This window comes from Curvibacter fontanus, from assembly GCF_054780335.1.
Window position 1 is genome coordinate 39,494 of sequence record NZ_BAAGWN010000012.1, and the last position, 24,452, is coordinate 63,945.

27 protein-coding genes are annotated in these 24,452 nt (G+C 63.9%); 24 read left to right on the forward strand and 3 right to left on the reverse strand.

Annotation, left to right across the window (positions count from 1 at the left end):
• Position 1 precedes the first annotated feature (1 nt).
• Complete coding sequence (locus ACYVH8_RS07940; protein WP_460488309.1) at positions 2 to 982, forward strand: S49 family peptidase; 981 nt, start codon at positions 2 to 4, stop codon at positions 980 to 982.
• Between the two features lie 17 nt (positions 983 to 999).
• Here ACYVH8_RS07940 and ACYVH8_RS07945 read toward each other — a convergent pair whose 3' ends face one another.
• The 3 genes from ACYVH8_RS07945 to ACYVH8_RS07955 all read right to left on the reverse strand — a co-directional run bounded on the left by ACYVH8_RS07945 (position 1,000) and on the right by ACYVH8_RS07955 (position 3,619).
• Positions 1,000 to 2,193 (reverse strand): HD-GYP domain-containing protein, encoded by a 1,194-nt coding sequence (locus ACYVH8_RS07945; protein ID WP_460488310.1) that lies wholly within the window; start codon positions 2,191 to 2,193, stop codon positions 1,000 to 1,002.
• 62 nt (positions 2,194 to 2,255) lie between these two features.
• The gene (locus tag ACYVH8_RS07950) at positions 2,256 to 3,020 is read right to left on the reverse strand and encodes an SAM-dependent methyltransferase (RefSeq protein WP_460488311.1); all 765 of its coding nucleotides are present in this window, start codon (positions 3,018 to 3,020) and stop codon (positions 2,256 to 2,258) included.
• Positions 3,017 to 3,619, reverse strand: a complete 603-nt coding sequence (locus tag ACYVH8_RS07955; RefSeq protein WP_460488312.1) for a Maf family nucleotide pyrophosphatase — start codon at positions 3,617 to 3,619, stop codon at positions 3,017 to 3,019. Before ACYVH8_RS07955 ends, ACYVH8_RS07950 begins: the two co-directional genes overlap by 4 nt.
• Before the next feature lie 25 nt (positions 3,620 to 3,644).
• On the opposite strand from ACYVH8_RS07955, the gene ACYVH8_RS07960 reads away from it, so the two are divergent.
• The 23 genes from ACYVH8_RS07960 (at position 3,645) to ACYVH8_RS08070 (ending at position 24,397) form a co-directional block, all read left to right on the forward strand.
• On the forward strand, positions 3,645 to 4,193 hold the full coding sequence (locus ACYVH8_RS07960; RefSeq protein WP_460488313.1) for a YceD family protein: 549 nt from the start codon (positions 3,645 to 3,647) through the stop codon (positions 4,191 to 4,193).
• 152 nt (positions 4,194 to 4,345) lie between these two features.
• Positions 4,346 to 4,528 (forward strand): 50S ribosomal protein L32, encoded by a 183-nt coding sequence (gene rpmF, locus ACYVH8_RS07965; RefSeq protein WP_057676887.1) that lies wholly within the window; start codon positions 4,346 to 4,348, stop codon positions 4,526 to 4,528.
• A 109-nt stretch (positions 4,529 to 4,637) separates the two neighbouring features.
• Entirely contained in the window at positions 4,638 to 5,663 is a 1,026-nt protein-coding gene (gene plsX, locus ACYVH8_RS07970; protein WP_460488314.1) for a phosphate acyltransferase PlsX, read from the forward strand.
• 48 nt (positions 5,664 to 5,711) lie between these two features.
• The gene (locus ACYVH8_RS07975; protein ID WP_460488315.1) at positions 5,712 to 6,689 is read left to right on the forward strand and encodes a beta-ketoacyl-ACP synthase III; all 978 of its coding nucleotides are present in this window, start codon (positions 5,712 to 5,714) and stop codon (positions 6,687 to 6,689) included.
• Between the two features lie 52 nt (positions 6,690 to 6,741).
• The gene (fabD, locus tag ACYVH8_RS07980) at positions 6,742 to 7,692 is read left to right on the forward strand and encodes an ACP S-malonyltransferase (RefSeq protein WP_460488316.1); all 951 of its coding nucleotides are present in this window, start codon (positions 6,742 to 6,744) and stop codon (positions 7,690 to 7,692) included.
• Positions 7,689 to 8,435 carry a 3-oxoacyl-ACP reductase FabG gene (gene fabG / locus ACYVH8_RS07985; RefSeq protein WP_460488317.1) on the forward strand — a complete coding sequence of 249 codons (747 nt, stop codon included), beginning with the start codon at positions 7,689 to 7,691 and terminating at the stop codon, positions 8,433 to 8,435. The genes fabD and fabG overlap by 4 nt, the downstream gene beginning before the upstream one ends.
• Positions 8,436 to 8,545: 110 nt before the next feature.
• Complete coding sequence (acpP, locus tag ACYVH8_RS07990) at positions 8,546 to 8,785, forward strand: acyl carrier protein (RefSeq protein WP_174251417.1); 240 nt, start codon at positions 8,546 to 8,548, stop codon at positions 8,783 to 8,785.
• A 112-nt stretch (positions 8,786 to 8,897) separates the two neighbouring features.
• Entirely contained in the window at positions 8,898 to 10,142 is a 1,245-nt protein-coding gene (gene fabF, locus ACYVH8_RS07995) for a beta-ketoacyl-ACP synthase II (protein ID WP_460488318.1), read from the forward strand.
• Positions 10,143 to 10,210: 68 nt separating this feature from the next.
• Complete coding sequence (locus tag ACYVH8_RS08000; RefSeq protein WP_460488319.1) at positions 10,211 to 10,627, forward strand: hypothetical protein; 417 nt, start codon at positions 10,211 to 10,213, stop codon at positions 10,625 to 10,627.
• Positions 10,621 to 11,247: an RNA polymerase sigma factor RpoE gene (rpoE, locus tag ACYVH8_RS08005; protein ID WP_460488592.1), complete on the forward strand. Its 627-nt coding sequence runs from the start codon at positions 10,621 to 10,623 to the stop codon at positions 11,245 to 11,247. Before ACYVH8_RS08000 ends, rpoE begins: the two co-directional genes overlap by 7 nt.
• 50 nt (positions 11,248 to 11,297) lie before the next feature.
• On the forward strand, positions 11,298 to 11,858 hold the full coding sequence (locus ACYVH8_RS08010) for a sigma-E factor negative regulatory protein (RefSeq protein WP_460488320.1): 561 nt from the start codon (positions 11,298 to 11,300) through the stop codon (positions 11,856 to 11,858).
• Between the two features lie 8 nt (positions 11,859 to 11,866).
• Positions 11,867 to 12,898, forward strand: a complete 1,032-nt coding sequence (locus ACYVH8_RS08015) for a MucB/RseB C-terminal domain-containing protein (RefSeq protein WP_460488321.1) — start codon at positions 11,867 to 11,869, stop codon at positions 12,896 to 12,898.
• 119 nt (positions 12,899 to 13,017) lie between these two features.
• On the forward strand, positions 13,018 to 14,427 hold the full coding sequence (locus ACYVH8_RS08020; RefSeq protein WP_460488322.1) for a DegQ family serine endoprotease: 1,410 nt from the start codon (positions 13,018 to 13,020) through the stop codon (positions 14,425 to 14,427).
• 499 nt (positions 14,428 to 14,926) lie between these two features.
• A complete protein-coding gene (lepA, locus tag ACYVH8_RS08025; protein WP_460488323.1) occupies positions 14,927 to 16,735 on the forward strand; it encodes a translation elongation factor 4 in 1,809 nt (602 codons plus the stop codon).
• The gene (lepB, locus tag ACYVH8_RS08030) at positions 16,735 to 17,709 is read left to right on the forward strand and encodes a signal peptidase I (protein WP_460488324.1); all 975 of its coding nucleotides are present in this window, start codon (positions 16,735 to 16,737) and stop codon (positions 17,707 to 17,709) included. The genes lepA and lepB overlap by 1 nt, the downstream gene beginning before the upstream one ends.
• Before the next feature lie 28 nt (positions 17,710 to 17,737).
• Positions 17,738 to 18,094, forward strand: a complete 357-nt coding sequence (locus ACYVH8_RS08035) for a DUF4845 domain-containing protein (protein WP_460488325.1) — start codon at positions 17,738 to 17,740, stop codon at positions 18,092 to 18,094.
• A 1-nt stretch (position 18,095) separates the two neighbouring features.
• Positions 18,096 to 18,782: a ribonuclease III gene (rnc, locus tag ACYVH8_RS08040; RefSeq protein WP_460488326.1), complete on the forward strand. Its 687-nt coding sequence runs from the start codon at positions 18,096 to 18,098 to the stop codon at positions 18,780 to 18,782.
• Positions 18,783 to 18,786: 4 nt separating this feature from the next.
• The gene (gene era, locus ACYVH8_RS08045; RefSeq protein ID WP_460488327.1) at positions 18,787 to 19,722 is read left to right on the forward strand and encodes a GTPase Era; all 936 of its coding nucleotides are present in this window, start codon (positions 18,787 to 18,789) and stop codon (positions 19,720 to 19,722) included.
• Between the two features lie 8 nt (positions 19,723 to 19,730).
• Positions 19,731 to 20,480 (forward strand): DNA repair protein RecO, encoded by a 750-nt coding sequence (gene recO, locus ACYVH8_RS08050; protein WP_460488328.1) that lies wholly within the window; start codon positions 19,731 to 19,733, stop codon positions 20,478 to 20,480.
• Positions 20,477 to 21,226, forward strand: a complete 750-nt coding sequence (locus tag ACYVH8_RS08055) for a pyridoxine 5'-phosphate synthase (protein ID WP_460488329.1) — start codon at positions 20,477 to 20,479, stop codon at positions 21,224 to 21,226. The genes recO and ACYVH8_RS08055 overlap by 4 nt, the downstream gene beginning before the upstream one ends.
• Positions 21,223 to 21,636 (forward strand): holo-ACP synthase, encoded by a 414-nt coding sequence (acpS, locus tag ACYVH8_RS08060; RefSeq protein ID WP_460488330.1) that lies wholly within the window; start codon positions 21,223 to 21,225, stop codon positions 21,634 to 21,636. The genes ACYVH8_RS08055 and acpS overlap by 4 nt, the downstream gene beginning before the upstream one ends.
• Positions 21,637 to 21,646: 10 nt before the next feature.
• On the forward strand, positions 21,647 to 22,705 hold the full coding sequence (gene nagZ, locus ACYVH8_RS08065) for a beta-N-acetylhexosaminidase (protein WP_460488331.1): 1,059 nt from the start codon (positions 21,647 to 21,649) through the stop codon (positions 22,703 to 22,705).
• A gap of 144 nt (positions 22,706 to 22,849) precedes the next feature.
• Entirely contained in the window at positions 22,850 to 24,397 is a 1,548-nt protein-coding gene (locus tag ACYVH8_RS08070) for a methyl-accepting chemotaxis protein (RefSeq protein ID WP_460488332.1), read from the forward strand.
• Positions 24,398 to 24,452 lie beyond the last annotated feature (55 nt).

Genomic DNA, 24,452 nt, shown 5'->3' on the forward strand with positions numbered 1-24,452 from the left:
CATGAGTGACAACCTTGGCGCCGAGTCCGGCAGCCGCCAGCAAGAAACCTCCGCCACGCCCGGCTGGGAACGCGCTGTCCTGGAAAAGCTGGCTTTTGCCGCGCTGGAGGAGCAGCGCGCCGCGCGCCGCTGGAAAATCATCAGCCGCCTGACCACACTGGCGATCCTGCTCCTGCTGGCCTGGCTGGTGTTCGGCCTGAGCCAGAGTGGCAATGCCCCCAGCACGCGTCACACCGCGCTGGTGGAAATCAAGGGCGAAATTGCCTCGGACAGCGAAGCCAGCGCCGACCTGGTGGTGGCCGCCATCCGTAATGCTTTCGAAGACCAGGGTGCGCAAGCCGTGGTGCTGCTGATCAACTCCCCCGGGGGCAGCCCGGTGCAGGCCGGCATCATCAATGACGAGATCCGCCGCCTCAAGGCCAAGCACAGGAAGCCGGTGTATGCGGTGGTGGAAGAGTCCTGCGCTTCGGCGGCCTACTACATCGCCGTTTCGGCCGACAAGATCTACGTCGACAAGGCCAGCATCGTGGGCAGCATCGGCGTGCTGATGGACGGTTTCGGTTTCACCGGTCTGATGGACAAGCTGGGCGTCGAGCGCCGCCTCATGACGGCGGGCGAGAACAAGGGTTTTCTCGACCCCTTCAGTCCGCAGACCGAGAAGCAGCGCGCCTTCGCCCAGGCCATGCTGGACCAGATCCACAAGCAGTTCATCGGTGTCGTCAAGGAAGGGCGTGGCAAGCGTCTGAAGGAAACGCCCGATATGTTCAGCGGCCTGTTCTGGACCGGCCAGCAGGCCGTGGACCTGGGCCTGGCCGACCATCTCGGCAACCTGGACTACGTGGCGCGCGAGGTGGTCCAGGCCGAGGAGATCGTCGACTACACGCGCCATCCGAACGTGGCCGAGCGCCTGATCAAGCGTTTCGGTTCGGCCATCGGCGAAGGCTCGGTCAAGGCCCTGCGCGCCCAGCCGGCCTGGCGCTGAGCGCCTTCATTCCCCGCTCAGGCGGCGGAAGCGGGCCCGGGGCTCGCTTCCGCAGTGGGGGCAAGCTGGTTGTAGCCATAGATCCGCTCGGGTGGCATGCGGGCGACCAGTGACTTGTCGGCCACGCTGCCGACGATGGCGTAGGCTGGCAAAGACGTATCGCGCTGCACGGTGTGCACCGAAGGCTGACCCCGCTCATCGGTGATGGCGGCCACCAGCGGGCATTTCACACTGTCGGTGCGTCGCATCACGACGCCGATTTCACCGCAGGCCAGCTTCACCACCTCACCCGGTGGGTAGAGCCCGAACTCCTTGATGACGGCCGAGGAGAGCGGGCCGCCGTGATCTTCGCGGAACAGCTGCCGCGCCGCCTCCTGGATCGGCAGCGCGGTGCGCAGCTTGCGCCGGCTGATCTTGGCGGTGAAGACATCGGCGACACGCAGCGCAATGGCCAGGTCGCAGGGGTCCGCGCGGCCCTGCGGATAGCCCGTGCCGTCGGCATGCTCATGGTGCTGGGCGATGGCGGCGAGCCAGTCGCCATCGGTGACGCCGGCTTCGCTCAGCCAGCGCACGGCCAGTTCCGGGTGGGCCTGGATCTGGATTTTCTGGCTTTCGCGCATGGGCTCATCCTGCTCGGCCATCACACCCTGCAGTTGCAGGATGGACAGGTTCATGGTGAGTGCGGCGTGCATCAGGCTCAGAAGCCTGGCTTGCGGCCATTGCAGCCGGCGCGCCATCAACAGGCAGAGGACGGCGGTGTGGATGGCGTGGTTGTAGCCGTAGTAATAAAGATGGGCCGATTCCTGCCGCACCACGTGGTACAGGGCCATGTCCACATCCTGGTCCACCAGCGCCATCAGCCGGGCGGAAAAATCGGTGATCTGGCCAGGGGGTGGTGCGCTCTCGGGCTGATCGCCCAGGATTTGGCGCAGCTCCTGCGCCGTCTGGTCCCACAGGCTGAACAGGTTCTGCGGGCGCTTCAGGGCAGAAAGGTTGGCGCGCTCCTGCGCGGCCATCTCGTCCTGGTGGGCGACCGCGCGGGCTTCCTCGATGTCGACAAACGCACCCCGTGTCAGCAACTCTTCAAGCTGCTCTTCGCTTTCGATGACATAACCCCGCGACAGCAGGAGCCGGGTACTCTCGTCACGCACGCTCCATGGCAGGGGTTCGCCCAGACGGACCTTCGAGCGAGGCAGTCGCAGCAGTTTCATGGTGAACCATTATGAGGACGATTCCTCCAGGCAACAAGTCAGACGCGGGCCGTGTGCGGTTTTCAACGCCCGATCGCGAAGACGGCGGGGGTGTCCCTGCCGGGGGCTGGTGTTTGCTGTTTCCAGTGCTTGACCGTGTGGCTGCGCACCTGAGCCCCCGCCAGGGTCAGGCCGCTGGCCACGGCCAGGCGCGTGTTGTGCTGCAAGGTCTTGAGCAGGGCATCCTGTAGGGCGGCATTGCGGTAGGGCGTTTCGATGAAAAGCTGGGTCTGTCCGCTCTTGAGCGCTAGCGATTCCAGCTCACGGATGCGTGTCACCCGCTCGACGGCGTCCTGGGGCAGATAACCCACAAAGGCGAAGTTCTGGCCCGACAAACCGCTGGCGGCCAGCGCCAAGAGCAGCGAGACCGGACCCACCAGCGGCACGACTTCGATGCCCAATTCGTGCGCGGCACGTACCACCGAAGAACCCGGATCGGCCACGGCGGGCATGCCGGCTTCACTCAGCAGCCCCAGATCCTGGCCAGCCAACGCCGGGGCCAGCAGCGGCCGGGCGTCGAAACTCGTGCTGCCGTGGTCGCCCTTCTTGTGGACCTCTCGCGGCAGTTCCTGGATGTCCAGTGACTGGATCGAGCCCACCAGAGGATGCAGTTCACCTACGCGCTTGAGATAGGCGCGGGCGCTCTTGGCGTTCTCGCAGATCCAGTGCTGCAGGCGTGCGGCCACGGCCAGGGTGCCAGCAGGCAGCACCTCGGTCAGCGGCGTTTGGGTGCTGCAGCCGAAGTCCAGCGGCGCTGGCACCAGATAGAGCCTGCCGGGCGTACTCATGCTGTGCCCAGCAGGGACAGACCGGCCGCGCGCAGCAGGCGGGCCGTGCGTATCAGTGGCAGGCCGACCAGCGCGGTCGGGTCATCGCTCTCGATGGCGTCGAGCAGGGCGATGCCCAGACCCTCGCTTTTGGCGCTGCCGGCGCAGTCATAGGGGGTCTCGGCACGCAGATAGCTTTCGATCTCGGCGTCTGTCAGATCGCGAAAGCGCACGCGCGCCGGCGCCAGTTCGATCTGCCCGAAACCGGTCTCGACGCAGACCACGGCCACGGCGGTCTGGAAGATCACGGTGCGGCCGCGCATGCGGCGCAACTGGGCCACGGCGCGTTCGTGCGTGCCGGGCTTGCCCAGCGGCTCGCCGCCCAGGTCGGCCACCTGGTCCGAACCGATGACCACGGCCGACGGGTGGCGTGTGGCCACTGCGCGCGCCTTGGCCAGGGCCAGCCGCAGGGCCAGGTCGCGCGGGTTTTCGCCGGGCTGGGGGGTTTCATCGACCGCAGGCGAGATCACTTCGAAAGGCAGGCGCAGGCGCTGCAGCAGTTCGCGCCGGTAGGTCGAGGTGGAGCCGAGGATCAGGGGGCGGGGGGCGGGGGCGCTCATGCGGTGATTCTCTTACACTGCGGGCATGACACCAGAGTTTCATGCCCACCGCCTGGATATCAAGGCTTTTGCCCAGGCCGGTGGCGTCCTGTCCGGCCGGGATTTGCTATCAAAATATGAGCGATTACTGTCGGAAACCGGTGGCTTGGGCGCCGAGCGCCCGGTCCGCTGGGAAGCCCGGGGCGCGTTGCGCACTGACGCCAGTGGGTATGCCCAAGTCTGGTTGCATCTGAGCGCCGAGGTCGGCCTGCCCATGACTTGTCAGCGCTGCCTGGGGCCGGCTGACATCGAACTCGCGGTGGCGCGTGACTTCCGTTTTGTGGCCAGCGAAGAGCAGGCCGAGGCCGAGGATGAGGCGGCCGAGGAAGACGTGCTGGCCTTGACCCGCGAGTTCAATCTGCAGGAGCTGATCGAAGACGAGCTGCTGATGGAGTTGCCCGTGGTGCCGCGCCACGAGGTGTGCCCCACCGAAGTCAAACTGGCTGCCCAGGACGCGGATTTCGAGGCGGCCCAGGCTGAAAAGCCCAACCCCTTTGCCGCCTTGGCAGGCCTGAAAGGCGCCAGGAAGGGCTGAGGGCCGGGCCCGCTTTGCAAAACTGGGGTCAAATCAACAAGTTAGGCTATAATTCATGGTTTCGCGCAGACCCAAGCTGTGCCGATCCCGTCCAACCCTTGAACCACCTGTGCCGAGCGTCCGTCGCGCGGCCTGATTACCAGGAGCCAACCATGGCAGTCCAGCAAAACAAGAAGTCGCCTTCCAAGCGCGGCATGCACCGTTCGCACAACGCCCTGAACGTGCCCGGCATCGCTGTCGAGCCGACCACGGGTGAGACCCATCTGCGCCACCACATCAGCCCCAACGGTTTCTACCGTGGCCGCAAGGTGCTGAAGACCAAGTCCGAAGCCTGATCATCTCAGGTTCCAGAGGGCCCGACGCTACACCCTATGTAGCTCGGGCCTTTGTCTTGATGCCGATCCTCTTTTCGGTTCCTGTCGCGCCTGAACGCGCTGCCTGCCCATGATCACCATCGCTGTGGACTGCATGGGGGGCGACCACGGCCCACGCGTCACGCTGGCGGCGTGCCGCAACTTCCTTGACCATCATCCCGAGGCCGAGCTGCTTCTCGTCGGCCTGCCCGACCGCCTGGGCGGTCCGATCCATGCGCGCGCGCGTATCGTTGCCGCCAGCGAAGTGGTGGGCATGGACGACCCGATCGAGGTGGCCTTGCGCCGCAAGAAGGATTCGTCCATGCGTGTGGCCATCGAGCAGGTCAAGACCGGTGCGGCCCAGGCGGCGGTTTCGGCGGGCAATACCGGCGCACTGATGGCCATTGCCCGTTATGTGCTCAAGACGCTGGAGGGTATTGACCGTCCGGCCATTGCCACCCAACTCCCCAATGCCAAGGGTGGCGCCACCACGGTGCTGGACCTGGGGGCCAATGTGGATTGCTCGGCCGAACACCTGCTGCAGTTTGCGGTCATGGGCTCGGCCTTGGTGTCGGCCTTGCGTGACGAGTCCAATCCTTCGGTTGGTCTGCTCAATATTGGTGAAGAAGTCATCAAAGGCAATGAAGTCATCAAAAAAGCGGGAGAACTTCTTCGATCTGCTGCCAACTCGGGTGATCTGAATTTCTATGGCAATGTCGAGGGCAACGATATCTTCAAGGGGACGACCGATATCGTGGTTTGCGATGGCTTTGTGGGCAACGTCGCTTTGAAGGCCGTGGAAGGTATGGCATCAATGATCGGTGGTTTCCTCAAGCAGGAATTCTCTCGAAACATCTTTACCAAATTGGCTGCGATTTGCGCCTATCCCGCACTTTCTGCGCTTAAAAAGCGCATGGACTACCGTCGTTACAACGGCGCGGCCCTGCTGGGGCTGCGTGGTCTGGTCTTCAAGAGCCATGGCTCGGCCGACGAAATGGCTTTTGAGCAGGCGCTGAACCGCGCGTATGATGCAGCCCGGAACAAGCTGCTCGAACGGGTCCAGGCCCGCATCGCGCATGCCGCTCCGCTGCTGGCCGGCGTGGCCGCCGCGGAGTAGCCGGGGCGGGCCGTCGGCCCGCCACCGGAACTACAAACAGAACCCTACATGAGTCGCTATTCCCGAATCACTGGTACTGGCAGCTTTTTGCCGCCCAAACGCCTGAGCAACGCCGATCTGGTCGCCCAACTGGCCGCTGACGGTATTGAAAGCTCCGATGAGTGGATCGTCGAGCGCACCGGTATCCGGGCGCGCCACTTTGCCGCTGCCGGTGTGACCAGCAGCGACCTGGGGGTCGAGGCCGCACGCCGTGCACTGGACGCGGCCGGGGTGGCTGCCCAGGACATCGACCTGATCATCGTGGCGACTTCGACGCCGGACATGGTGTTCCCCTCGGTCGCCTGCATCCTGCAGAACAAGATTGGCGCCAATGGCTGCCCGGCTTTTGACGTGCAGGCGGTGTGCAGCGGATTTGTCTATGCCCTGACCGTGGCCGATGCCATGATCAAGGCCGGCACGGCCAGCAAGGCGCTGGTGGTGGGGGCGGAAGTGTTCTCGCGCATCATCGATTTCAAGGACCGCACCACCTGCGTGCTGTTCGGCGACGGCGCCGGCGCCGTGGTGCTGGAGGCCTCGGATGAGCCTGGCATCCTGGCCAGTGATCTGCATGCCGACGGCAAGCACGTGGGCATCCTGTGCACGCCCGGGCATGTGTCTGGCGGCCAGGTGCTGGGGGATCCTTTCCTCAAGATGGACGGCCAGGCCGTGTTCAAGCTCGCCGTGGGCGTGCTGGAAGACGCCGCACGCGCCGTGCTGGCCAAGGCCGGCAAGCAGGAGAGCGGCATCGACTGGCTGATTCCGCACCAGGCCAATATCCGCATCATGCAGAGCACAGCCAAGAAGCTCAAGCTGCCCATGGACAAGGTCATCGTCACTGTCGATCAGCACGGCAACACTTCGGCCGCTTCGATCCCGCTGGCGCTGGACGCCGGCGTGCGCAGTGGCCGCGTCAAGTCGGGTGAACTGGTCATGCTCGAAGGCGTGGGTGGCGGTTTCACCTGGGGCGCTGTCCTGCTGAAAATGTAGGCAGGAATGCCGCACGCAGCTCCATTCCAAAGCACAACATCAATTCAATACCATGAAACCGTTTGCCTTTGTCTTTCCGGGCCAGGGGTCGCAGTCGGTCGGCATGCTTGACGCCTGGGGTGAGCGTGCCGAAGTGCGCGAAGCGCTGCAGGAAGCTTCCGATGCCCTGGGCGAAAACCTGGGCCAGCTGATCAAGGCGGGCCCCAAGGAGGCCTTGGCGCTCACGACCAATACCCAGCCGGTGATGCTGGTGGCCGGCGTTGTTGCCTACCGTGTCTGGATGAGCGAAACCGGTGTGACCCCGGCGGCCGTGGCCGGCCATTCGCTGGGCGAGTATTCGGCCATGGTGGCCGCTGGCGTGTTGACGCTGTCGCAAGCCGTGCCGCTGGTGCGCTTCCGCGCCCAGGCCATGCAGGAAGCCGTACCGGTGGGCACCGGCGCCATGGCAGCCATTCTGGGCATGGAGGCAGCCAAGGTGATCGCGGGTTGCGCCGAAGCGGCACAGTCCTTCGGCCCGAATTCAAACGAAGTGGTCGAGGCCGTCAATTTCAACGACCCGGCCCAGACCGTGATCGCCGGCTCCAAGGCAGCGGTCGAGAAGGCTTGTGAGGTGCTCAAGGCCAACGGCGCCAAACGCGCCTTGCCGCTGCCGGTGTCCGCTCCTTTTCACTCCAGCCTCATGAAGCCCGCGGCCGAAAAACTGCGTGAGCGCCTGGAAGAGGTGGAATTCGGCGAGCCCCGAATCACTCTGGTCAACAACATCGACGTGGCGGTCGAGGTCGATGCCGACCGCATCCGCGACGCCCTGTACCGCCAGGCTTTCGGCCCGGTGCGCTGGGTGGAGTGCGTGCAGGCCATCAAGGCGCACGGCATCGCCCACATTGTGGAATGCGGTCCGGGCAAGGTGCTGGCCGGCATGGTCAGGCGCATCGACGCGGAACTGACCGGACTGCCCCTGCTGGATCCCGCCACATTGGCAGAAGTCAAAGGAGCTTTGGCATGAGTGAAACGACGTTCGACGGCCAGGTGGCTTTGGTGACGGGTGCATCCCGCGGTATCGGCGCAGCCATCGCCCATGAGCTGGCCCTGCGTGGCCTCAAGGTCATCGGCACGGCCACCAGCGACGAGGGTGCTGCCAGGATCGGCGCTGCCCTGGCCGCCTTCAAGGATTGCAAGGGCATCAAGCTCAACGTGAACGACGCTGCCGGTTGCGAAGCGGCGATCGAGACCATCGTCAAGGAACAGGGTGCTCTGCACGTGCTGGTCAACAACGCCGGCATCACCCGCGACAATCTGGCCATGCGCATGAAAGACAGCGAGTGGGACGAGGTGCTGGACACCAATCTCAAGGCCGTGTTCCGCATGAGCCGCGCCGTGATGCGCACCATGATGAAGCAGCGGTATGGCCGCATCATCAGCATCACTTCGGTGGTGGGTGCTTCGGGCAATGCGGGTCAGGCCAATTACGCAGCCGCCAAAGCCGGCGTGACCGGCATGACGCGTGCGCTGGCGCGCGAGCTCGGTTCGCGTAACATCACGGTCAACTGCGTGGCGCCCGGTTTCATCGAGACCGACATGACGGCGCATCTGCCCGACGCGCAGCAAAAAGCCCTGTTGGGCCAGATCCCGCTGGGTCATCTGGGTAAACCGGCCGATATTGCACACGCTGTGGCCTATCTGGCCTCGCCGCAAGCCGCTTATGTGACGGGGCAGGAGCTGCACGTCAACGGCGGCATGCATATGTAAGTAACGCAAGCAAGGTTCAAGCCGTTTATCCGTACGGCAGACAGCCCGGGAAAACCCTTTTCCCGGGCCAGCTAAAATCACGGATTCATTTACAACCCTCTGAGGGAAACATGAGCGATATCGAAGCACGCGTCAAGAAAATCATTGCCGAACAACTCGGTGTGGAAGAGTCCCAGGTGACCAGCGAGAAGGCTTTCGTGGCTGATCTGGGCGCCGACTCCCTGGATACCGTCGAGCTGGTGATGGCACTGGAAGACGAGTTCGGCATCGAGATCCCGGACGAAGACGCCGAGAAGATCACGACAGTGCAAAACGCCATCGATTACGCCAAGGCGCACCAGAAGGCCTGATGGCCGTCCGGCGGCACATGCGTACCGTGTGTCCACCCTGCAAGCGGCCTGCCCAAAGAGAGGGCACCTCCCGCTTGCGGCGGTTTCCCTTTCCTAGCCAGCATATCCATCTATGTCTCGTCGTCGTGTCGTCGTCACAGGCCTGGGCTGCATCAGCCCGGTCGGTAATACCGTGGCCGAGTCCTGGTCCAGCCTGCTGGCCGGCCGCTCCGGCATTGATCTGATCACCAAATTCGATGCCAGCGCTTTCGCCTGCAAATTCGCCGGCGAGGTCAAGGGTTTCGAACTGGAGAAGTACATCGGCAGCAAGGAAGCGCGCACGATGGACACCTTCATCCATTACGGTGTTGCTGCGGCCATGCAGGCGGTGGAGGACTCAGGCCTGCCCACCGGCGAGGGGCTGGGGGAAGAAGAGTCGGTGCGCATCGGTTGTCTGATCGGTTCGGGCATCGGCGGCCTGCCGCTGATCGAGGAGACGCATGCCGAGTACACCAGCCGCGGTCCGCGCCGCATCTCGCCCTTCTTCGTGCCTGCCTCCATCATCAACATGATCTCCGGTCATGTCTCGATGCGTTATGGTTTCAAGGGGCCGAACCTGGCCATCGTGACGGCCTGCACCACGGGCTTGCACAGCATCGGCCAGGCCGGGCGCCTGATCGAGTACGGTGACGCTGACGTGATGATTGCCGGGGGTTCCGAGGCCACCGTGTCGCCCCTGGGTGTCGGTGGTTTTGCCGCCATGCGCGCCCTGTCCACTCGCAACGACGACCCCAAGACGGCTTCGCGCCCCTGGGACAAGGACCGCGATGGCTTCGTGCTGGGCGAGGGCGCTGGTGTCCTGGTGCTGGAAGAGTACGAACACGCCAAGGCCCGCGGCGCCAAGATCTATGCCGAACTGAGCGGTTTTGGCATGAGCGCCGATGCCGGCCACATGACTGCGCCGAACATGGATGGTCCGCGTCGCGCCATGCTGGGCGCCCTGCGCAATGCCGGCGTCAACGCCGACCAGGTCGATTACCTCAACGCCCACGGCACGTCCACGCCCCTGGGCGATATCAATGAATCCAATGCCATCAAGGCGGCGCTGGGTGATCACGCGAAGAAGGTGGTGGTCAATTCGACCAAATCCATGACGGGCCACCTGCTGGGCGGCGCCGGTGGCATCGAGTCGGTGTTCACGGTGCTGGCGCTGCATCACCAGAAGAGCCCGCCGACCATCAACATCTTCAACCAGGATCCGGAGTGTGATCTCGATTACTGCGCCAACACCGCGCGGGATGTGAAGATCGACGTCGCGGTGAAGAACAACTTCGGCTTCGGCGGAACCAACGGTACCCTGGTCTTCAAGCGCGCCTGACGCGCAGAATCCACCAGCGACACATGCACAGCGCCCCAGCGGTTTCCTATCCGGTGGGGCGTTCTTCCATGCGCACAGCCTGTCTGCTGTCGCCCTGGCTGCTGGCGGGGCTGGTCTGTGCCGCCTGGGCTCTGCAGTCCGATCTCTTCTCCACCGCCCACGGCCTGGCCTTGCTCTTGTGGCTGAGTGGCGCGCGGCTGGTCCATGCCGCGCTGAGCCGGCCGGCCGAGGGTCTGCTGGCCTGGGACGGCCAGAACTGGAACTGGGAGTCCCCCGGGATGCAATCTGCCGGTCAGGTTCACCGGCGCCTGGATTGGCAGCGCGGGCTGCTGCTGGAATTCCTGCCGCTGGCTGGCCGCAGCTTCTGGCTCTGGGTCGAGCGGGGGACGGCGCCCCAGCAGTGGGAGGGCTTGCGGCGTGCCGTGTACGCGCCTGTGGCATCGGCCCCGTCGGTCGTGCCGGTGCAGCAGGAGACCGGATCGTGAAGGACAGTCCGTCCCCGGCCGGCGACAGCGATGCCCTGCTGGTGGCGCGCACCCTGAGCGGTGACAGCCGGGCTTTCGAACTGCTGGTGATCAAGTACCAGCGCCGCATTCAGCGCCTGATCGCACGCATGGTGCGCGACGTCGATCTGGTGGAGGACATCGCGCAGGAGACCTTTATCCGGGCCTACCGGGCGCTGCACCAGTTCCGCGGTGAGGCCCAGTTCTACACCTGGCTTTACCGTATTGCCGTCAATACGGCCAAGAAAACCCTGCTCGACTTCAAGAACGACCCCCTGGTGACCGAGGCGGCCTTGCGGCCAGCCGGCGACGACGATGAAACTTTTCAGCCCGGAAATGAACCAATAGCAGAAGAAACGCCCGAAACCCTGCTGGCTGCGCGCGAAATCGCCGAAGCCGTGCAGGCCGCTCTGGACGCGCTGCCGGAGGATCTGCGCCAAGCCGTGACGCTGCGCGAGATCGAGGGCTTGAGCTACGAGGATATTGCCGCCGTGATGGCGTGTCCGATCGGCACGGTTCGCTCACGCATTTTTCGAGCACGCGAGGCGATTTCGGCCAAGGTGCGTCCGATGCTGGAGCGCCAGACCGGCAAACGTTGGTAGGAACAGAGATGCAAGACACCCAGAGGCAGCCTGCTGATCAGGCACATGAATTGGCTTCGGCGCTGGCCGACGGCGAATTGCGGGGCGCTGAGCTCATCCATGCCCTGGCCGCCTTGCAGTCCGGTGCTGAGGCGCAAGCCTGCTGGCACAGTTACCACCTGGTCGGTGATGTGATGCGTGCGGGGGCCGGCGCGGCCATCGGAGCGCATGATGCCGCCTTCATGGCGCGCCTGCGCGAGCGGCTGCAGTTTGAGGCCCGCCACCCATTGGGGGAGGCCCAGGCCAGCCGGGTGGTTCCGCAGCCCAGTGCCAACGACAGCGTCTGGCGCTGGAAGCTGGTGGCCGGTCTGAGCTCGCTGTCCGTGGTGGCTGTGCTGGCCTGGCAATTGGCCGTTCCGTCGCCGAAGGTCGTGCAGCTGGCTTCCCCGGGGGCGATGTCCGCGCAACAACAGGCCTTGGTGGCACAGGCTGGTGCTGAAGCCCCTGTCATGATCCGTGACCCGCGGCTGGACCAGCTGATCGCTGCGCATCAGCAGCTCGGTGGCACCTCGGCTCTGCAGATGCCGGCGGGTTTCCTGCGCAACGCCACCTTCGAGCGCCCGGCACGCTGAATCCGTCCATGGTCATGCTCCGTCTGACATTCTTGTTCTGGTCTCGCCTGCTGCTGCTGGCGGTCTCGCTCTCCGGGCTGGCGCTGCCGGTCCGCGCTGAGCAGGCCGCTGGCGCCTCCCGGGCCGCACCGCGCGAACGCAGCATTTCCGAGTGGCTGCTGCGCATGCACGAGGCCTCGCGCCGCCGCGCCTACATCGGCACGCTGGTGGTGTCTTCAGGCGGCAGCATCGCCAGTTCTCGGGTCTGGCATGTGTGTGATGGCCAGCAGCAGATGGAGCGCGTGGAATCGCTGACCGGCACGCCACGCTCGACCTTCCGGCGCAACGACGAGGTGATCACCTTCTCGCCGCAGAGCCGCGTGGCCGTGGTGGAAAAGCGAGAGGCCCTGGGCCTGTTCCCGCACCTGCTCAAGTCTGTGGATGCATCGATCGAACGGTTTTACAGCGCCAGCCCGCAGGGCAGTGAGCGCGTGGCCGGTTTCGAGGCCGACATTGTCCAGTTGGCGCCCAAGGATGGCTTGCGCTTCGGTTACCGGATCTGGAGCGAGAAACGCAGTGGTCTGGTCGTCAAGCTGCAGACCCTGGACGCCCAGGGCAGGGTGCTGGAACAGGTGGCTTTCTCCGAACTGCAACTGGATGCGCCAGTCAGCATGGACAAACTCAGCCGCATGATGGGTAATACCGAAGGCTACAAGGTGGAAACCCCCGCTTTGGTCAAAACGACGCCGGCCACCGAGGGGTGGCGGCTGGCCCAGGAGGTGCCCGGCTTCCGTCCCATGAGTTGCTACCGGCGCCCCTCGGCCTCCGGTGAGGAGGCCGTGCAGTGGGTGTTTTCCGATGGCCTGGCTTCGGTCTCCTTTTTCATCGAGGCCTATGATCCTCGCCGGCATGGACAGGAAGGGCAGCAGACTCTGGGCGCCACCCATGCCCTGGTGCGTCGTATGCAGGGTGGCGGCAAGGCCTGGTGGCTCACGCTTGTGGGTGAGGTTCCGGCCCAGACCTTGCAGGCTTTTGCCCAGGGGTTGGAGCGCGTGCCATGAAATCACGGGCCCACGGCATTCCAGTTTTGTTTTTATCGTTTGATCACATGAGGTTCAAGATGTCTGCGATGGCTTTACCGATGCCTGCCCAATTCAGGCGCAAGCTGTACACATGGGGGATGGCCCTGCTGCTGCTGGTGGTTGGCTACGCTGTGAGCGGCACGGCCGCTGCCCAGGGGCGCGGCCTGCCGGATTTCACCGAACTCGTTGATCAGGTCGGGCCTTCGGTCGTCAATATCCGGACCCTGGAGAAGGTCAGTGCGCGTAGCGCCGAAGACGGCGCGACGGACGAAGAGATGCTGGAGTTCTTCCGGCGCTTCGGTCTGCCGGTGCCACCGAACGTTCCGCGCCAGACGCCGCGTTCGGGCCGGCCCCAGCCTGAGGACCAGCCGCGCGGCGTGGGCTCGGGTTTCATCGTCTCGGCGGACGGTTACATCATGACCAATGCGCATGTGGTGGATGGCGCCGACGAGGTCATCGTCACGCTGACGGACAAGCGCGAGTTCAAGGCCAAGATCGTCGGCGCCGACAAGCGCACCGATGTGGCCGTCGTGAAGATCGAGACCACGGGCCTGCCGGCGGTCAAGGTGGGTGATGTGAGCCGCCTCAAGGTCGGCGAATGGGTCATGGCCATCGGCTCACCCTTCGGCCTGGAGAACACCGTGACGGCCGGTATCGTCAGCGCCAAGCAGCGTGACACGGGTGACTATCTGGCCCTGATCCAGACCGACGTAGCGATCAATCCCGGCAATTCGGGCGGGCCGCTGATCAATCTGCGCGGCGAGGTGGTGGGCATCAACAGCCAGATCTATTCGCGCTCGGGTGGTTACATGGGCATTGCCTTTGCCATCCCGATCGACGAGGCGATCCGCGTCAGCGAGCAGCTGCGGGCCAGCGGGCGCGTGACGCGCGGGCGCATCGGCGTGCAGATCGACCAGGTGACCAAGGAGGTGGCCGAGGCCATCGGTCTGGGCAAGCCTCAGGGCGCGCTGGTGCGCGGGGTGGAGAGCGGTTCGCCGGCCGAGAAGGCCGGTGTGGAGGCTGGCGACATCATCACCCGGGTCGATGGCAAGGCGATCGAGAAATCGACCGATCTGCCGCGCATGGTGGGCGGCCTCAAGCCGGGCACACGCAGCACCCTGACGGTGTTCCGCCGTGGCGCCAGCAAGGACCTGTCGGTCACCATTGGTGAATTCGAGGTCGAGAAACCGGTGGCGCGCAAGGAGCGCGAGGACAAACCGCGTTCCGGCGCAGCGCCGACGCTGGGCTTGACGGTGACCGATCTGAGCGAGGCCCAGAAAAAGGAACTCAGGCTCAAGGGGGGGGTGCGGGTCGAGTCGGCTGTCGAGGCGGCTGCCCGCGCCGGTTTGCGCGAGGGGGATGTGATCATGGCCCTGGCCAATGTCGAGGTGAGCAGCGTGCGTGAATTCGAGGCCTTGCTGGGCAAACTGGAGAAAGGCAAGCCTGTGCATGTGCTGTTCCGCCGTGGGGAATGGGCCCAATATGCGGTGATCCGGCCCCAGCGCTGAACCTTGGCGCATCAGACCCCCAACCCGACTCGGGCTGGGGGTTATCGCTTTTTCGCCCATGGACTCAAAAATTTCTCTAAAAATTCCCCGATATCTTTTTCAGAATATAAGTTTGTATTTACTGACTTAATTGCCGGAAAAGGACAATTTGGTTAGAATACAGAAGGGCCAGACGCTCATTACGTGCATATAGCTTGGCTCCGAATCCACCATGCGGGATCTATGGACCTCCATACAGAGGGATCCACAGATCACCCACAAGTTGTTCAGGCCCATCGCCTTGAAATCTGTTGATAAACTGTTAATAAAATCCTGTTGTGACGTCGCAACGACGGAAATTTGCGATTTTTCGGACTGTACGGGGCACCCTTTTTGCCTACAATGAAGCTCCAACTATCGCAGTTGCCATAGATTGTTGGTTCAGGGCGCGTCACTACCCGACGCGCCCTTTTTTCTTGCCTGCGCCTTTTTAAATTCAACCACTTAAGCGTTTCCCTTGATGAAGCACATCAGAAATTTTTCGATCATTGCGCACATCGATCATGGCAAATCGACGCTGGCTGACAGGCTGATCCAGCGTTGTGGCGGACTCGAAGATCGCGAGATGGAGGCACAGGTGCTCGACTCCATGGATATCGAAAAAGAGCGTGGGATAACCATCAAGGCGCAGACCGCTGCGCTGCAATACAAGGCCCGGGACGGCCAGGTCTACAACCTGAATCTGATCGACACACCCGGCCACGTGGACTTCTCGTACGAGGTCAGCCGCTCCTTGTCCGCCTGCGAGGGTGCGCTGCTGGTGGTTGATGCCAGCCAGGGTGTGGAAGCACAGACGGTGGCCAACTGCTACACCGCCCTGGACCTGGGTGTGGAGGTGGTGCCGGTGCTCAACAAGATGGATCTGCCCAATGCCGATCCCGAGAATGCCAAGGCCGAGATCGAGGACGTGATCGGCATCGACGCCGACGACGCCATCCCCTGCTCGGCCAAGACCGGCATGGGCGTGGACGACATCCTGGAGGCCATCGTGGCCCGGATTCCGGCGCCCAAGGGCCAGGCGGACGGTCCCCTGCGCGCCATGATCGTCGACAGCTGGTTCGACAGCTACGTTGGCGTGGTCATGCTGGTGCGGGTGGTCGATGGTCGGCTGCTCAAGGGCGAGCGCATCAGGCTGATGGCCGCCAATGCCGTTTATGAAGCCGGCAGCCTGGGCGTGTTCACTCCGGCCAATCAGCCGCGTGAGTCGCTGCGGGCCGGAGAAGTGGGTTACATCATTGCCGGTATCCGGGAGTTGCAGGCGGCCAAGGTGGGCGATACCGTGACGCTGGAAAAGAAGCTGCCCAACAATGCCGGGCCAGCCAGCGAGGCGCTGCCCGGTTTCAAGGAGATCCAGCCGCAGGTGTTTGCCGGTCTGTACCCGACCGAGGCGAATCAGTACGAAGCCCTGCGAGACAGCCTGGAGAAGCTCAAGCTCAACGATGCCTCCCTGCATTTCGAGCCCGAGGTGTCGCAGGCCCTGGGTTTTGGTTTCCGCTGTGGTTTCCTGGGCCTGCTGCACATGGAGATCGTGCAGGAACGGCTGGAGCGTGAGTTCGACCAGGACCTGATCACCACCGCGCCCAGCGTGGTCTACCAGGTGCTCCGGGGAGACGGCGAGGTCCTCATGGTCGAGAACCCGTCCAAGATGCCTGATCAGAGCCAGCTCCAGGAGATCCGCGAGCCCATCGTGACCGTGCATCTGTACATGCCGCAGGAATATGTGGGCCCGGTCATGACCCTGGCCAACCAGAAGCGCGGCGTGCAGCTCAACATGGCCTACCACGGCCGCCAGGTCATGCTGACCTATGAGCTGCCCCTGGGTGAGATCGTGCTGGACTTCTTCGACAAGCTCAAGTCGGTGAGCCGTGGTTACGCCAGCATGGACTATGAGTTCAAGGAATACCGGGCCTCCGACGTGGTCAAGGTCGACATCCTGCTCAACGGCGACAAGGTCGACGCCCTGTCCATCATCGTGCACCGCAGCCAGGCGCCTTACCGTGGCCGTGCCGTGGCGGCCAAGATGCGCGAGATCATCAGCCGCCAGCAGTTCGACGTGGCCATCCAGGCGGCCATCGGCGCGAACATCATCGCGCGCGAGAACATCAAGGCCTTGCGCAAGAACGTGCTGGCAAAATGCTACGGCGGTGACATCAGCCGCAAGCGCAAGCTCCTCGAGAAACAAAAAGCAGGCAAGAAACGCATGAAACAGATCGGTTCGGTGGAAGTGCCCCAGGAAGCCTTCCTGGCGATTTTGCAGGTGGAGGATTGATGCAGATACTGACCTCCATGGTGCTGGCGGCTTTCGCTGGCTATATAGGCGCCTGGTATTTCGGCGTGATCGAAGGCAACTTCGCACTCCTGCTGTTCCTGGCCTCGGTCGTGACGGGCCTGTACTGGCTGGCCGAGCGCTTTCATTTCCTGCCGCGACGCCAGGCCGCGGCGGCCCGACTGGAGGCCGAGGCCTTGCAGCGGCGCACAGGCCTGCAGCAGCAGGGCATCGCCGTGGACGAGGGCGGGGAAGTGGCCCAGGCGCGCGAGCGGCTGCTGCTGCAACCCTGGTGGCTGGACTGGACCGCCGGACTGTTTCCGGTGATCGTGGTGGTTTTCCTGCTGCGTTCCTTCCTGTTCGAGCCTTTCAAGATCCCGTCCGGCTCCATGATTCCCACGCTGCTGGTGGGCGACCTGATCCTGGTCAACAAATACCACTATGGCATCCGCCTGCCGGTGCTCAACACCAAGCTGACCGAGGGTAGCAAGCCCCAGCGCGGCGATGTCATGGTCTTCCGCTACCCGCCGCGACCCAGCCAGGACTACATCAAGCGAGTGGTCGGCGTGCCGGGTGACGAGGTGGCCTACCTCAACAAGCGCCTGACCATCAACGGCCAGCCGGTGGCCACCAGTGAATTGCCCGAGTTCTTCGACGAGGAAGCCATGCGTTACTTCAAGCAGTATGGCGAGGCCCTGGGGGAGAAACCGCATCGCATGATTGTTGACGGCGAGCGGCGCGGTGGTTTTTCCGAGGCCGAAATCGGCGATTTCCCTTCCAGGCAGAACTGCCGCTACAGCGTTGAAGGGGTGGTCTGCAAGGTGCCTGAGGGGCACTATTTCATGATGGGCGACAATCGCGATAATTCGCTGGATTCGCGTTACTGGGGCTTTGTTCCGGACCAGAACATCGTGGGCAAGGCCTTTTTTGTCTGGATGAATTTCGGTAACCTGAAGCGTATTGGTTCGTTCAATTGAGATCAATGACAGTCAGACAGGGGAAACTATGGCAAGGCAACTGAAGTCGGGGCAGCGTGGCATCACCTTTATCGGCCTGCTTTTCATCGGCGGCATCCTGGCGGTGAGCGGGGTGATATTTGCACAGATCGTCCCGACCCTGATCGAGCTGCAGGCCATCCACAAGGCCTCCAAGAAGGCGGCGGCCGAGGGCAGCACCGTGGCAGATGTGCGCGCTGTTTTTGACAGGGCAGCCAGTATTGATGCCATCACATCCATCGAAGGCAAGGACCTCACAGTGACCAAGATCGGTGACAAGATCGTGGTCAGCTTCGCCTATCAGCGCGAAATCCATCTGGCCGGTCCGGCCTGGCTGACCCTGAAGTACGAAGGAAGCACCAAATAGCGTGGCCGATGGTCTGACTGCGTTGCAGGAGCGCCTGCAGCATCCATTTTCCAATCCGGCATTGCTGGCGCGTGCGGTCACGCACCGCAGTTTCGCGGCCGATCACAACGAGCGCCTGGAATTCTTGGGAGACTCCGTCCTCAACCTGGCCGTTTCCGATCTGCTGTACCAGCGACTCAGTGCCTTGCCGGAAGGCGACCTTTCGCGCATACGCGCGAATCTGGTCAAACAGGACACCTTGCATCAACTGGCCGTGGGGCTGGGTTTGTCCGAGGTCGTGCGCCTGGGCGAGGGCGAGGTCCGCTCCGGCGGCAGCCGCAGGCCCTCGATCCTGGCCGATGCCCTGGAGGCTTTGATCGGCGCGGTCTACCTCGATGCCGGTTATGCCGCAGCCCAGGGCTTGGTCCATCGCCTTTTTCAGGCCGTGGAAATCAACCCTCAGATGCAGGCCAGTGCCAAGGATGCCAAGACCGAATTGCAGGAGTGGTTGCAGGCGCGTAAATTCAAGCTGCCGCTGTACCGGGTGGTGGGTACGCTGGGGGCAGCCCACCGACAGACTTTCGACATCGAGTGCGAAGTTTCCGAGTTGAACCTCAACGAGCGCGGCATCGGCAACTCGCGCCGGGCCGGTGAGCAGGCAGCTGCGGCCGCTATGCTGCAATCCCTCAAGACGCGGGACAAGGGTTGAGTCGATGGACAACATGGCAGCAAACCCGTCCTCCGAAGCGCCGCATCGCTGCGGTCTGGTGGCCATCGTCGGTAAACCCAACGTTGGCAAGTCCACCCTGCTCAACGCCCTGGTCGGGCAGAAAATCAGCATCACCTCGCGTAAGGCGCAGACCACGCGCCACCGCATCACCGGCATGCGCACCCTGGGCGCTACCCAGTTTGTCTTTGTCGACACTCCTGGATTCCAGACGCGGCACAACAACGCCCTGAACCGCGCCTTGAACAAGACCGTGCAGGGCGCCGTGGGTGATGTGGATCTGCTGGTTTTTGTGGTCGAAGCCGGTCAGTTCAACCAGGCCGATGAGCGTGTGCTCAAGCTCCTGGGCGAAGGTGTGCCCGTGCTGCTGCTGGCCAACAAACTGGACACCGTCAACCGCCGCGTCGAGATCGCGCCCTGGCTGCAGGAAATGCAGCAACGCCATCCTTTTGCTGAAATCGTGCCCATGTCGGCCAAGAACGCCAAGGACATCGAGCGACTGCTGGGCATCTGCGAGAAATACCTGCCCGAGCAGGAGTGGTGGTATGCCGAGGACGAGCTGACCGACCGCAGCGAGAAATTCCTGGCCTCGGAAACCGTGCGGGAGAAACTGTTCCGTCTGACCGGCGACGAGCTGCCCTACACATCGACTGTGGTGATCGACAAGTTCGAAGAGGAAGCGCCACAGAAAAAGGGTCAGAAACGCCTGCTGCGCATCGCAGCCACCATCGTCGTGGAGCGCGACGGTCACAAAGCCATGGTGATCGGGGACAAGGGCGAGCGCATCAAACGCATCGGTACCGAGACCCGCGTCGAGCTGGAGAAACTCATGGATGCCAAGGTTTTCATCGAACTCTGGGTCAAGGTGCGCTCAGGCTGGGCGGATGACGAGGCGCGCGTGCGCTCCTTTGGCTACGAGTGATGTGCTGAATGGTGACCCGGCGCATCAGTGATGAACCGGCCTATGTGCTGCACCGCTACGACTGGAGCGAGACCAGCCTGATCCTGGAGGTGTTCACGCGCCATCATGGCCGTATCGCCCTGGTGGCCAAGGGGGCCAAGCGCCCGAGCTCCAGTTTTCGTCCCGTGCTCCTGCCGCTCCAGCCCCTTCAGCTGGCTTATGGCGGTGAGGCCGAGATTCGCACGCTCAAGGGCGCCGAATGGATGGGCGGCCATGTCATGCCCACCGGTGAGTCGCTTCTGTCGGGTTATTACCTGAACGAACTGTTGCTGCAATTGCTGGCACGTGACGACCCACATCCAGCCCTCTTCGATGTCTATGCGAATGTGGTGCGTGTCCTGGCCTCCGAACACGAGGAAGTGCTGCAGGCCGCCCTGCGCACCTTCGAGTTGCTGCTGCTGCGAGAGATTGGTCTGTTGCCGCGGCTCGATGTCCAGACCCTGACGCTGGCGCCCTTGCAGACCGATGTCCAGTACGTGCTGGTACCGGAAGGCGGCCTGCGCACGCGCAGCGAATCGGATCGTGCGGGCCTGAGCGGCACGCAGTGGCTGGCCTTGCAGGCGGTGCTGGAATCCGGGGCGCCTTTTACCGACACCTTGCGTGCCTGTGCCGCCGTGATGAACGAGCTGAAGCCGCAGCTGCGCGTTCTGCTCCATTACCATTGCGGGGTGTCCACGCTGCGTACGCGGCAGATGATGGTGGATCTCCAAAGCCTATGACATCCAAAACAGCCCTGTCCGTCAACGTCAACAAGGTGGCCCTGGTGCGCAACACGCGCCACTTGGGCATACCCAGCGTCATGCGTGCGGCCACGTTGTGCCTGCAGGCCGGGGCGCATGGCATCACGGTCCACCCGCGACCGGACGAGCGCCACATTCGAGCGCAGGACGTGTTCGACCTGGCCACCCTGCTGAAGGACTGGCCGGATCGCGAATTCAATATCGAGGGCAATCCCTTCCATAACCTGATGGACTTCATCCGCCAGGTGCGGCCGCAGCAAGCCACCTTTGTGCCCGACGCCGAAGGCCAGTTCACCAGCGACCATGGCTGGAATTTTCCACAGGATGCCGAGCGGCTGCGCCCGCTGATCGCCGAGTGCCATGCCCTGGGCGTGCGTGTCAGCCTGTTCATGGACCCGGTCCCGGAGCAGATGGCGCAGGCCCAAGCCGTGGGCGCCGATCGCGTCGAGCTGTACACCGAGCCTTATGCCGCGTCCTGGGGCCGAGCCGAGCAGACGGTTCAGTTGCAGCGCTACGCGACTGCAGCCCGGACTGCGCTGGATGCGGGCCTGGGCGTGAATGCCGGTCACGACCTCAACCGTGACAACCTCGGCGAATTCCTGCGCCGGGTGCCCGGTGTGGCCGAGGTGTCGATCGGCCATGCCTTGATCGCCGATGCGCTGGAGCTGGGCTACGCTGCCACGGTTCAGGGTTACCTGCGCTGCATCGCCGAAGTGCCCAGATGATCTACGGCATCGGCACCGATATCTGCGACGTGCGGCGTATCCGCCTGAGCGTCGAACGCCATGGCGAGCGATTTGCCCGGCGTGTGCTCAGCGATGCCGAATTCATCCTTTGGAAGGCACGCAGCGTGCGCTGGCCCGAACGCGGTTTGCGCTACCTGGCCACCCGTTTTTCGGCGAAGGAGGCCTTTTCCAAGGCGATCGGCACGGGCATGCGCTTGCCCATGACCTGGCGCTCCTGCGAGATAAGCAACCTGCCCAGTGGCAAGCCCGTCATCGTGTTGCACGGTGAGCTCAAGACCTGGTTCGAGGCGCAGGGCTTGAGCGCCCATGTCAGTGTGACCGACGAGACCGATTACGCGGCCAGTTTTGTGGTGGTCGAGCAAGCATCCGACGAACGATCCCCTCACTGACGAGAACTGTATGAGCCAGCATGCACCCCTGATCATCGACATTGCAGGCGCCAAGTTGAGCGCTGAGGACCAGCGTCGTCTGGCGCATCCCCTGGTTGGCGGTTTGATCCTGTTCAGCCGCAACTGGCAGGACCGGGCCCAGCTGTCCGCCCTGTGCGCCGACATCAGGCGCATCCGGGCCGACCTGCTGATCTGCGTCGACCATGAGGGCGGCCGCGTACAGCGCTTCAAGACCGGGGGATTCACCCATCTGCCGCCCATGCGCGCCCTGGGGGCGTTGTGGTTACGCGATCAGCTGGGCGCCACCAACGCCGCCACCGCCTGCGGTCAGGTGCTGGCCAGTGAGTTGCGCGCCTGCGGCGTGGATTTCAGCTTCACCCCGGTGCTGGACCTGGACTACGGCGAGAGCGGTGTGATCGGCGACCGCGCCTTCGGTCGCGACCCGCGTGTCGTCACACTGCTGGCCAAGAGCCTGATGCATGGCCTGCGACTGGCCGGTTTGGCCAGCTGCGGCAAGCATTTTCCCGGACACGGTTACGTCAAGGCGGATTCACACACCGAGATCCCGGTGGACAGACGCACTCTCAAGGCCATCCTGGCCGACGACGCCGCGCCCTATGGCTGGCTCAGTACTTCGCTGGACAGCGTGATGCCGGCCCACGTGATCTACCCCAAGGTCGATGCGCGGCCGGCGGGTTTCTCCGGAAAGTGGCTGGGTGAGATCCTGCGCGGTCGCCTGCGGTTCCAGGGGGCCGTCTTCAGCGATGACCTCAGCATGGCGGGCGCCCGCATGATCGACGGCCGCCAGGTCGGCTACACCGAGGCCGCCGTGACAGCGCTGAACGCCGGCTGCGACATGGTGCTGCTGTGCAACCAGTCGCTCGATGGCGGGCAGGCGGTGGACGAACTGATTGCCGGCATGACCGAGGCGCAGATCAAGGGCCAGTGGCAACCCGACGAGGCGGGGGAGGCCCGTCGCCTGGCACTGCTGCCTCAGACACCGGCGCCCGACTGGGATGAACTCATGGTCAGCCCGGCCTACATGCACGCGCTGGACCTGATCCCCTGAGTCCCGGTCGACATTCCGTGCGTCACGAAACCGAAATACAAGGGTCATAGACTTTCCCGGCACTCATTGCAGATCATGGTTGACCTGCGGTATCGGGGAGTTTGGATGACGAGTCTGAAGTTGACGCTGGTTCAGCGGATCGGGATGACCATTGCGTTGCTGGTCGGCGTGTTTCTGGTGGTGGGCGCTTTCACGGCCTGGTCCGTAAAAGGCATCCAGGCTCAGACCCACCAGACCGTGGACACGGATCTGGCCCAACTGGTGCGCATGGCTGCGGTCCAGGAAAACCTGTTGAAACTGCGCCGCGCCGAAAAGGATATTTCCATCGATCTGCTGATGAAGATGGAGCGGGTCCCGCAGCGCATCGCCGAGTGGAAGCAGCATGGTGAAGCGGTGACGGCTCAACTGCTCGCCGCCATCGAGGCCGAGCGCGATCCGGCCCTGGCGCAGATGCTCCTGGAGGGCCGGGCGCGTCAGGACACTTACATCGCTCAGGTCGGTCGCACCATCGCCAGGATCGAGCGGCACGAAATCCTCGATCAGGCGACCTTCGAAGAGGAGATCCAGCAGCCCGTGCTGTCTGCCCTGGCGGCCGAAGCCCGGATCAGCCAGGCGATCGAGCAGAACCGCCGGCTGACCGAGGCCGGCGGGGAAAGGGTGAATGCGGCCGTCTATCAACTGACCTGGCTGTTGGGGGTGGGCCTGGCATTCGCCGTGCTCAGCGGTCTGGCGCTGGGTGGCGTCCTGCTGGCGCGGATCCGCCAGCCGCTGGCCCAGCTGACCGAAGGCATCACGCGCGTCAAATCGGGCGATCTGTCACGCGCGGTGCAGGTTCGTTCCGAGGACGAGCTGGGCCGCATGTCGCAGGATTTCAATGGCATGGTCGATGCCTTGCAGGCGATGGTGCTGGATGTCCGGCTGGCCGCCGACAGCATCACGGGGGCCAGCGCGCAGATTGCCAGCGGCAACCTGGACCTGAGCACGCGTACCGAACAGGCGGCGGCCAGCCTGCAGCAGGCGGCCGCTTCGCTCGATGCCCTGACCGCCACGGTGCGCACCATGGCCGAGTCGGCGCGATCTGCCAGCCACATGGCCAGTGCCGCAGCCAGCTCCGCCGGACAGGGTGGCGAGCTGGTCCAGCAGGTCGTGCACAGCATGCAGGGCATCCAGGCCTCCAGCAGCCGGATTGCCGATATCACGGCGGTGATCGACAGCATCGCATTCCAGACCAACATCCTGGCGCTCAATGCGGCCGTGGAAGCGGCACGGGCCGGGGAGCAGGGTCGTGGATTTGCCGTGGTGGCCGGTGAGGTGCGCCTGCTGGCGCAGCGTTCGGCAGAGGCGGCACGCGAGATCAGGGGACTGATCGAGGCCAGCCGTGCCGAAGTGGCTGCGGGATCCCGGCAGGTCGAGGACGCCGGCCGAGCCATGGCGCAGATCGTGCAGCAGGTGGCCGAGGTGAGCCGCATGATCCAGGCCATCACGCAGGATGCCAGTGTGCAGTCGAGCGAGATCGGCGGCGTCAACCAGTCCATGGGCCAGCTTGAACAGATGACCCAGCAGAACGCAGCCCTGGTCGAGCAGGCGGCCGCGGCTTCTGCCAGCCTCCAGGATCAGGCCGATCGCATGGCCGGGGCGATGCGCCGCTTCGTCGTGAACCGGGACCGCCAGCCCTTGCTGCTGACGGTGTGATGCGGACCTCCGCGCACGCGGCGGGGCTACACTGCGGCCTGCATCAGGAGCCCCC

What these genes read in the sequence shown, in the direction of transcription:
- fabF (WP_460488318.1), top strand. Translation starts at nt 8,898, where the DNA reads ATGTCTCGTCGTCGTGTCGTCGTCACAGGCCTGGGCTGCATCAGCCCG.
- nagZ (WP_460488331.1), top strand. Translation starts at nt 21,647, where the DNA reads ATGAGCCAGCATGCACCCCTGATCATCGACATTGCAGGCGCCAAGTTG.
- plsX (WP_460488314.1), top strand. Translation starts at nt 4,638, where the DNA reads ATGATCACCATCGCTGTGGACTGCATGGGGGGCGACCACGGCCCACGC.
- lepB (WP_460488324.1), top strand. Translation starts at nt 16,735, where the DNA reads ATGCAGATACTGACCTCCATGGTGCTGGCGGCTTTCGCTGGCTATATA.
- ACYVH8_RS08000 (WP_460488319.1), top strand. Translation starts at nt 10,211, where the DNA reads ATGCGCACAGCCTGTCTGCTGTCGCCCTGGCTGCTGGCGGGGCTGGTC.
- lepA (WP_460488323.1), top strand. Translation starts at nt 14,927, where the DNA reads ATGAAGCACATCAGAAATTTTTCGATCATTGCGCACATCGATCATGGC.
- ACYVH8_RS08055 (WP_460488329.1), top strand. Translation starts at nt 20,477, where the DNA reads ATGACATCCAAAACAGCCCTGTCCGTCAACGTCAACAAGGTGGCCCTG.
- ACYVH8_RS07945 (WP_460488310.1), bottom strand. Translation starts at nt 2,193, where the DNA reads ATGAAACTGCTGCGACTGCCTCGCTCGAAGGTCCGTCTGGGCGAACCC.
- ACYVH8_RS07960 (WP_460488313.1), top strand. Translation starts at nt 3,645, where the DNA reads ATGACACCAGAGTTTCATGCCCACCGCCTGGATATCAAGGCTTTTGCC.
- ACYVH8_RS08015 (WP_460488321.1), top strand. Translation starts at nt 11,867, where the DNA reads ATGGTCATGCTCCGTCTGACATTCTTGTTCTGGTCTCGCCTGCTGCTG.
- ACYVH8_RS07955 (WP_460488312.1), bottom strand. Translation starts at nt 3,619, where the DNA reads ATGAGCGCCCCCGCCCCCCGCCCCCTGATCCTCGGCTCCACCTCGACC.
- ACYVH8_RS08035 (WP_460488325.1), top strand. Translation starts at nt 17,738, where the DNA reads ATGGCAAGGCAACTGAAGTCGGGGCAGCGTGGCATCACCTTTATCGGC.
- ACYVH8_RS08070 (WP_460488332.1), top strand. Translation starts at nt 22,850, where the DNA reads ATGACCATTGCGTTGCTGGTCGGCGTGTTTCTGGTGGTGGGCGCTTTC.
- acpP (WP_174251417.1), top strand. Translation starts at nt 8,546, where the DNA reads ATGAGCGATATCGAAGCACGCGTCAAGAAAATCATTGCCGAACAACTC.
- ACYVH8_RS07940 (WP_460488309.1), top strand. Translation starts at nt 2, where the DNA reads ATGAGTGACAACCTTGGCGCCGAGTCCGGCAGCCGCCAGCAAGAAACC.
- ACYVH8_RS07975 (WP_460488315.1), top strand. Translation starts at nt 5,712, where the DNA reads ATGAGTCGCTATTCCCGAATCACTGGTACTGGCAGCTTTTTGCCGCCC.
- fabD (WP_460488316.1), top strand. Translation starts at nt 6,742, where the DNA reads ATGAAACCGTTTGCCTTTGTCTTTCCGGGCCAGGGGTCGCAGTCGGTC.
- ACYVH8_RS08020 (WP_460488322.1), top strand. Translation starts at nt 13,018, where the DNA reads ATGGCCCTGCTGCTGCTGGTGGTTGGCTACGCTGTGAGCGGCACGGCC.
- rpmF (WP_057676887.1), top strand. Translation starts at nt 4,346, where the DNA reads ATGGCAGTCCAGCAAAACAAGAAGTCGCCTTCCAAGCGCGGCATGCAC.
- recO (WP_460488328.1), top strand. Translation starts at nt 19,731, where the DNA reads ATGGTGACCCGGCGCATCAGTGATGAACCGGCCTATGTGCTGCACCGC.
- acpS (WP_460488330.1), top strand. Translation starts at nt 21,223, where the DNA reads ATGATCTACGGCATCGGCACCGATATCTGCGACGTGCGGCGTATCCGC.
- ACYVH8_RS07950 (WP_460488311.1), bottom strand. Translation starts at nt 3,020, where the DNA reads ATGAGTACGCCCGGCAGGCTCTATCTGGTGCCAGCGCCGCTGGACTTC.
- era (WP_460488327.1), top strand. Translation starts at nt 18,787, where the DNA reads ATGGACAACATGGCAGCAAACCCGTCCTCCGAAGCGCCGCATCGCTGC.
- fabG (WP_460488317.1), top strand. Translation starts at nt 7,689, where the DNA reads ATGAGTGAAACGACGTTCGACGGCCAGGTGGCTTTGGTGACGGGTGCA.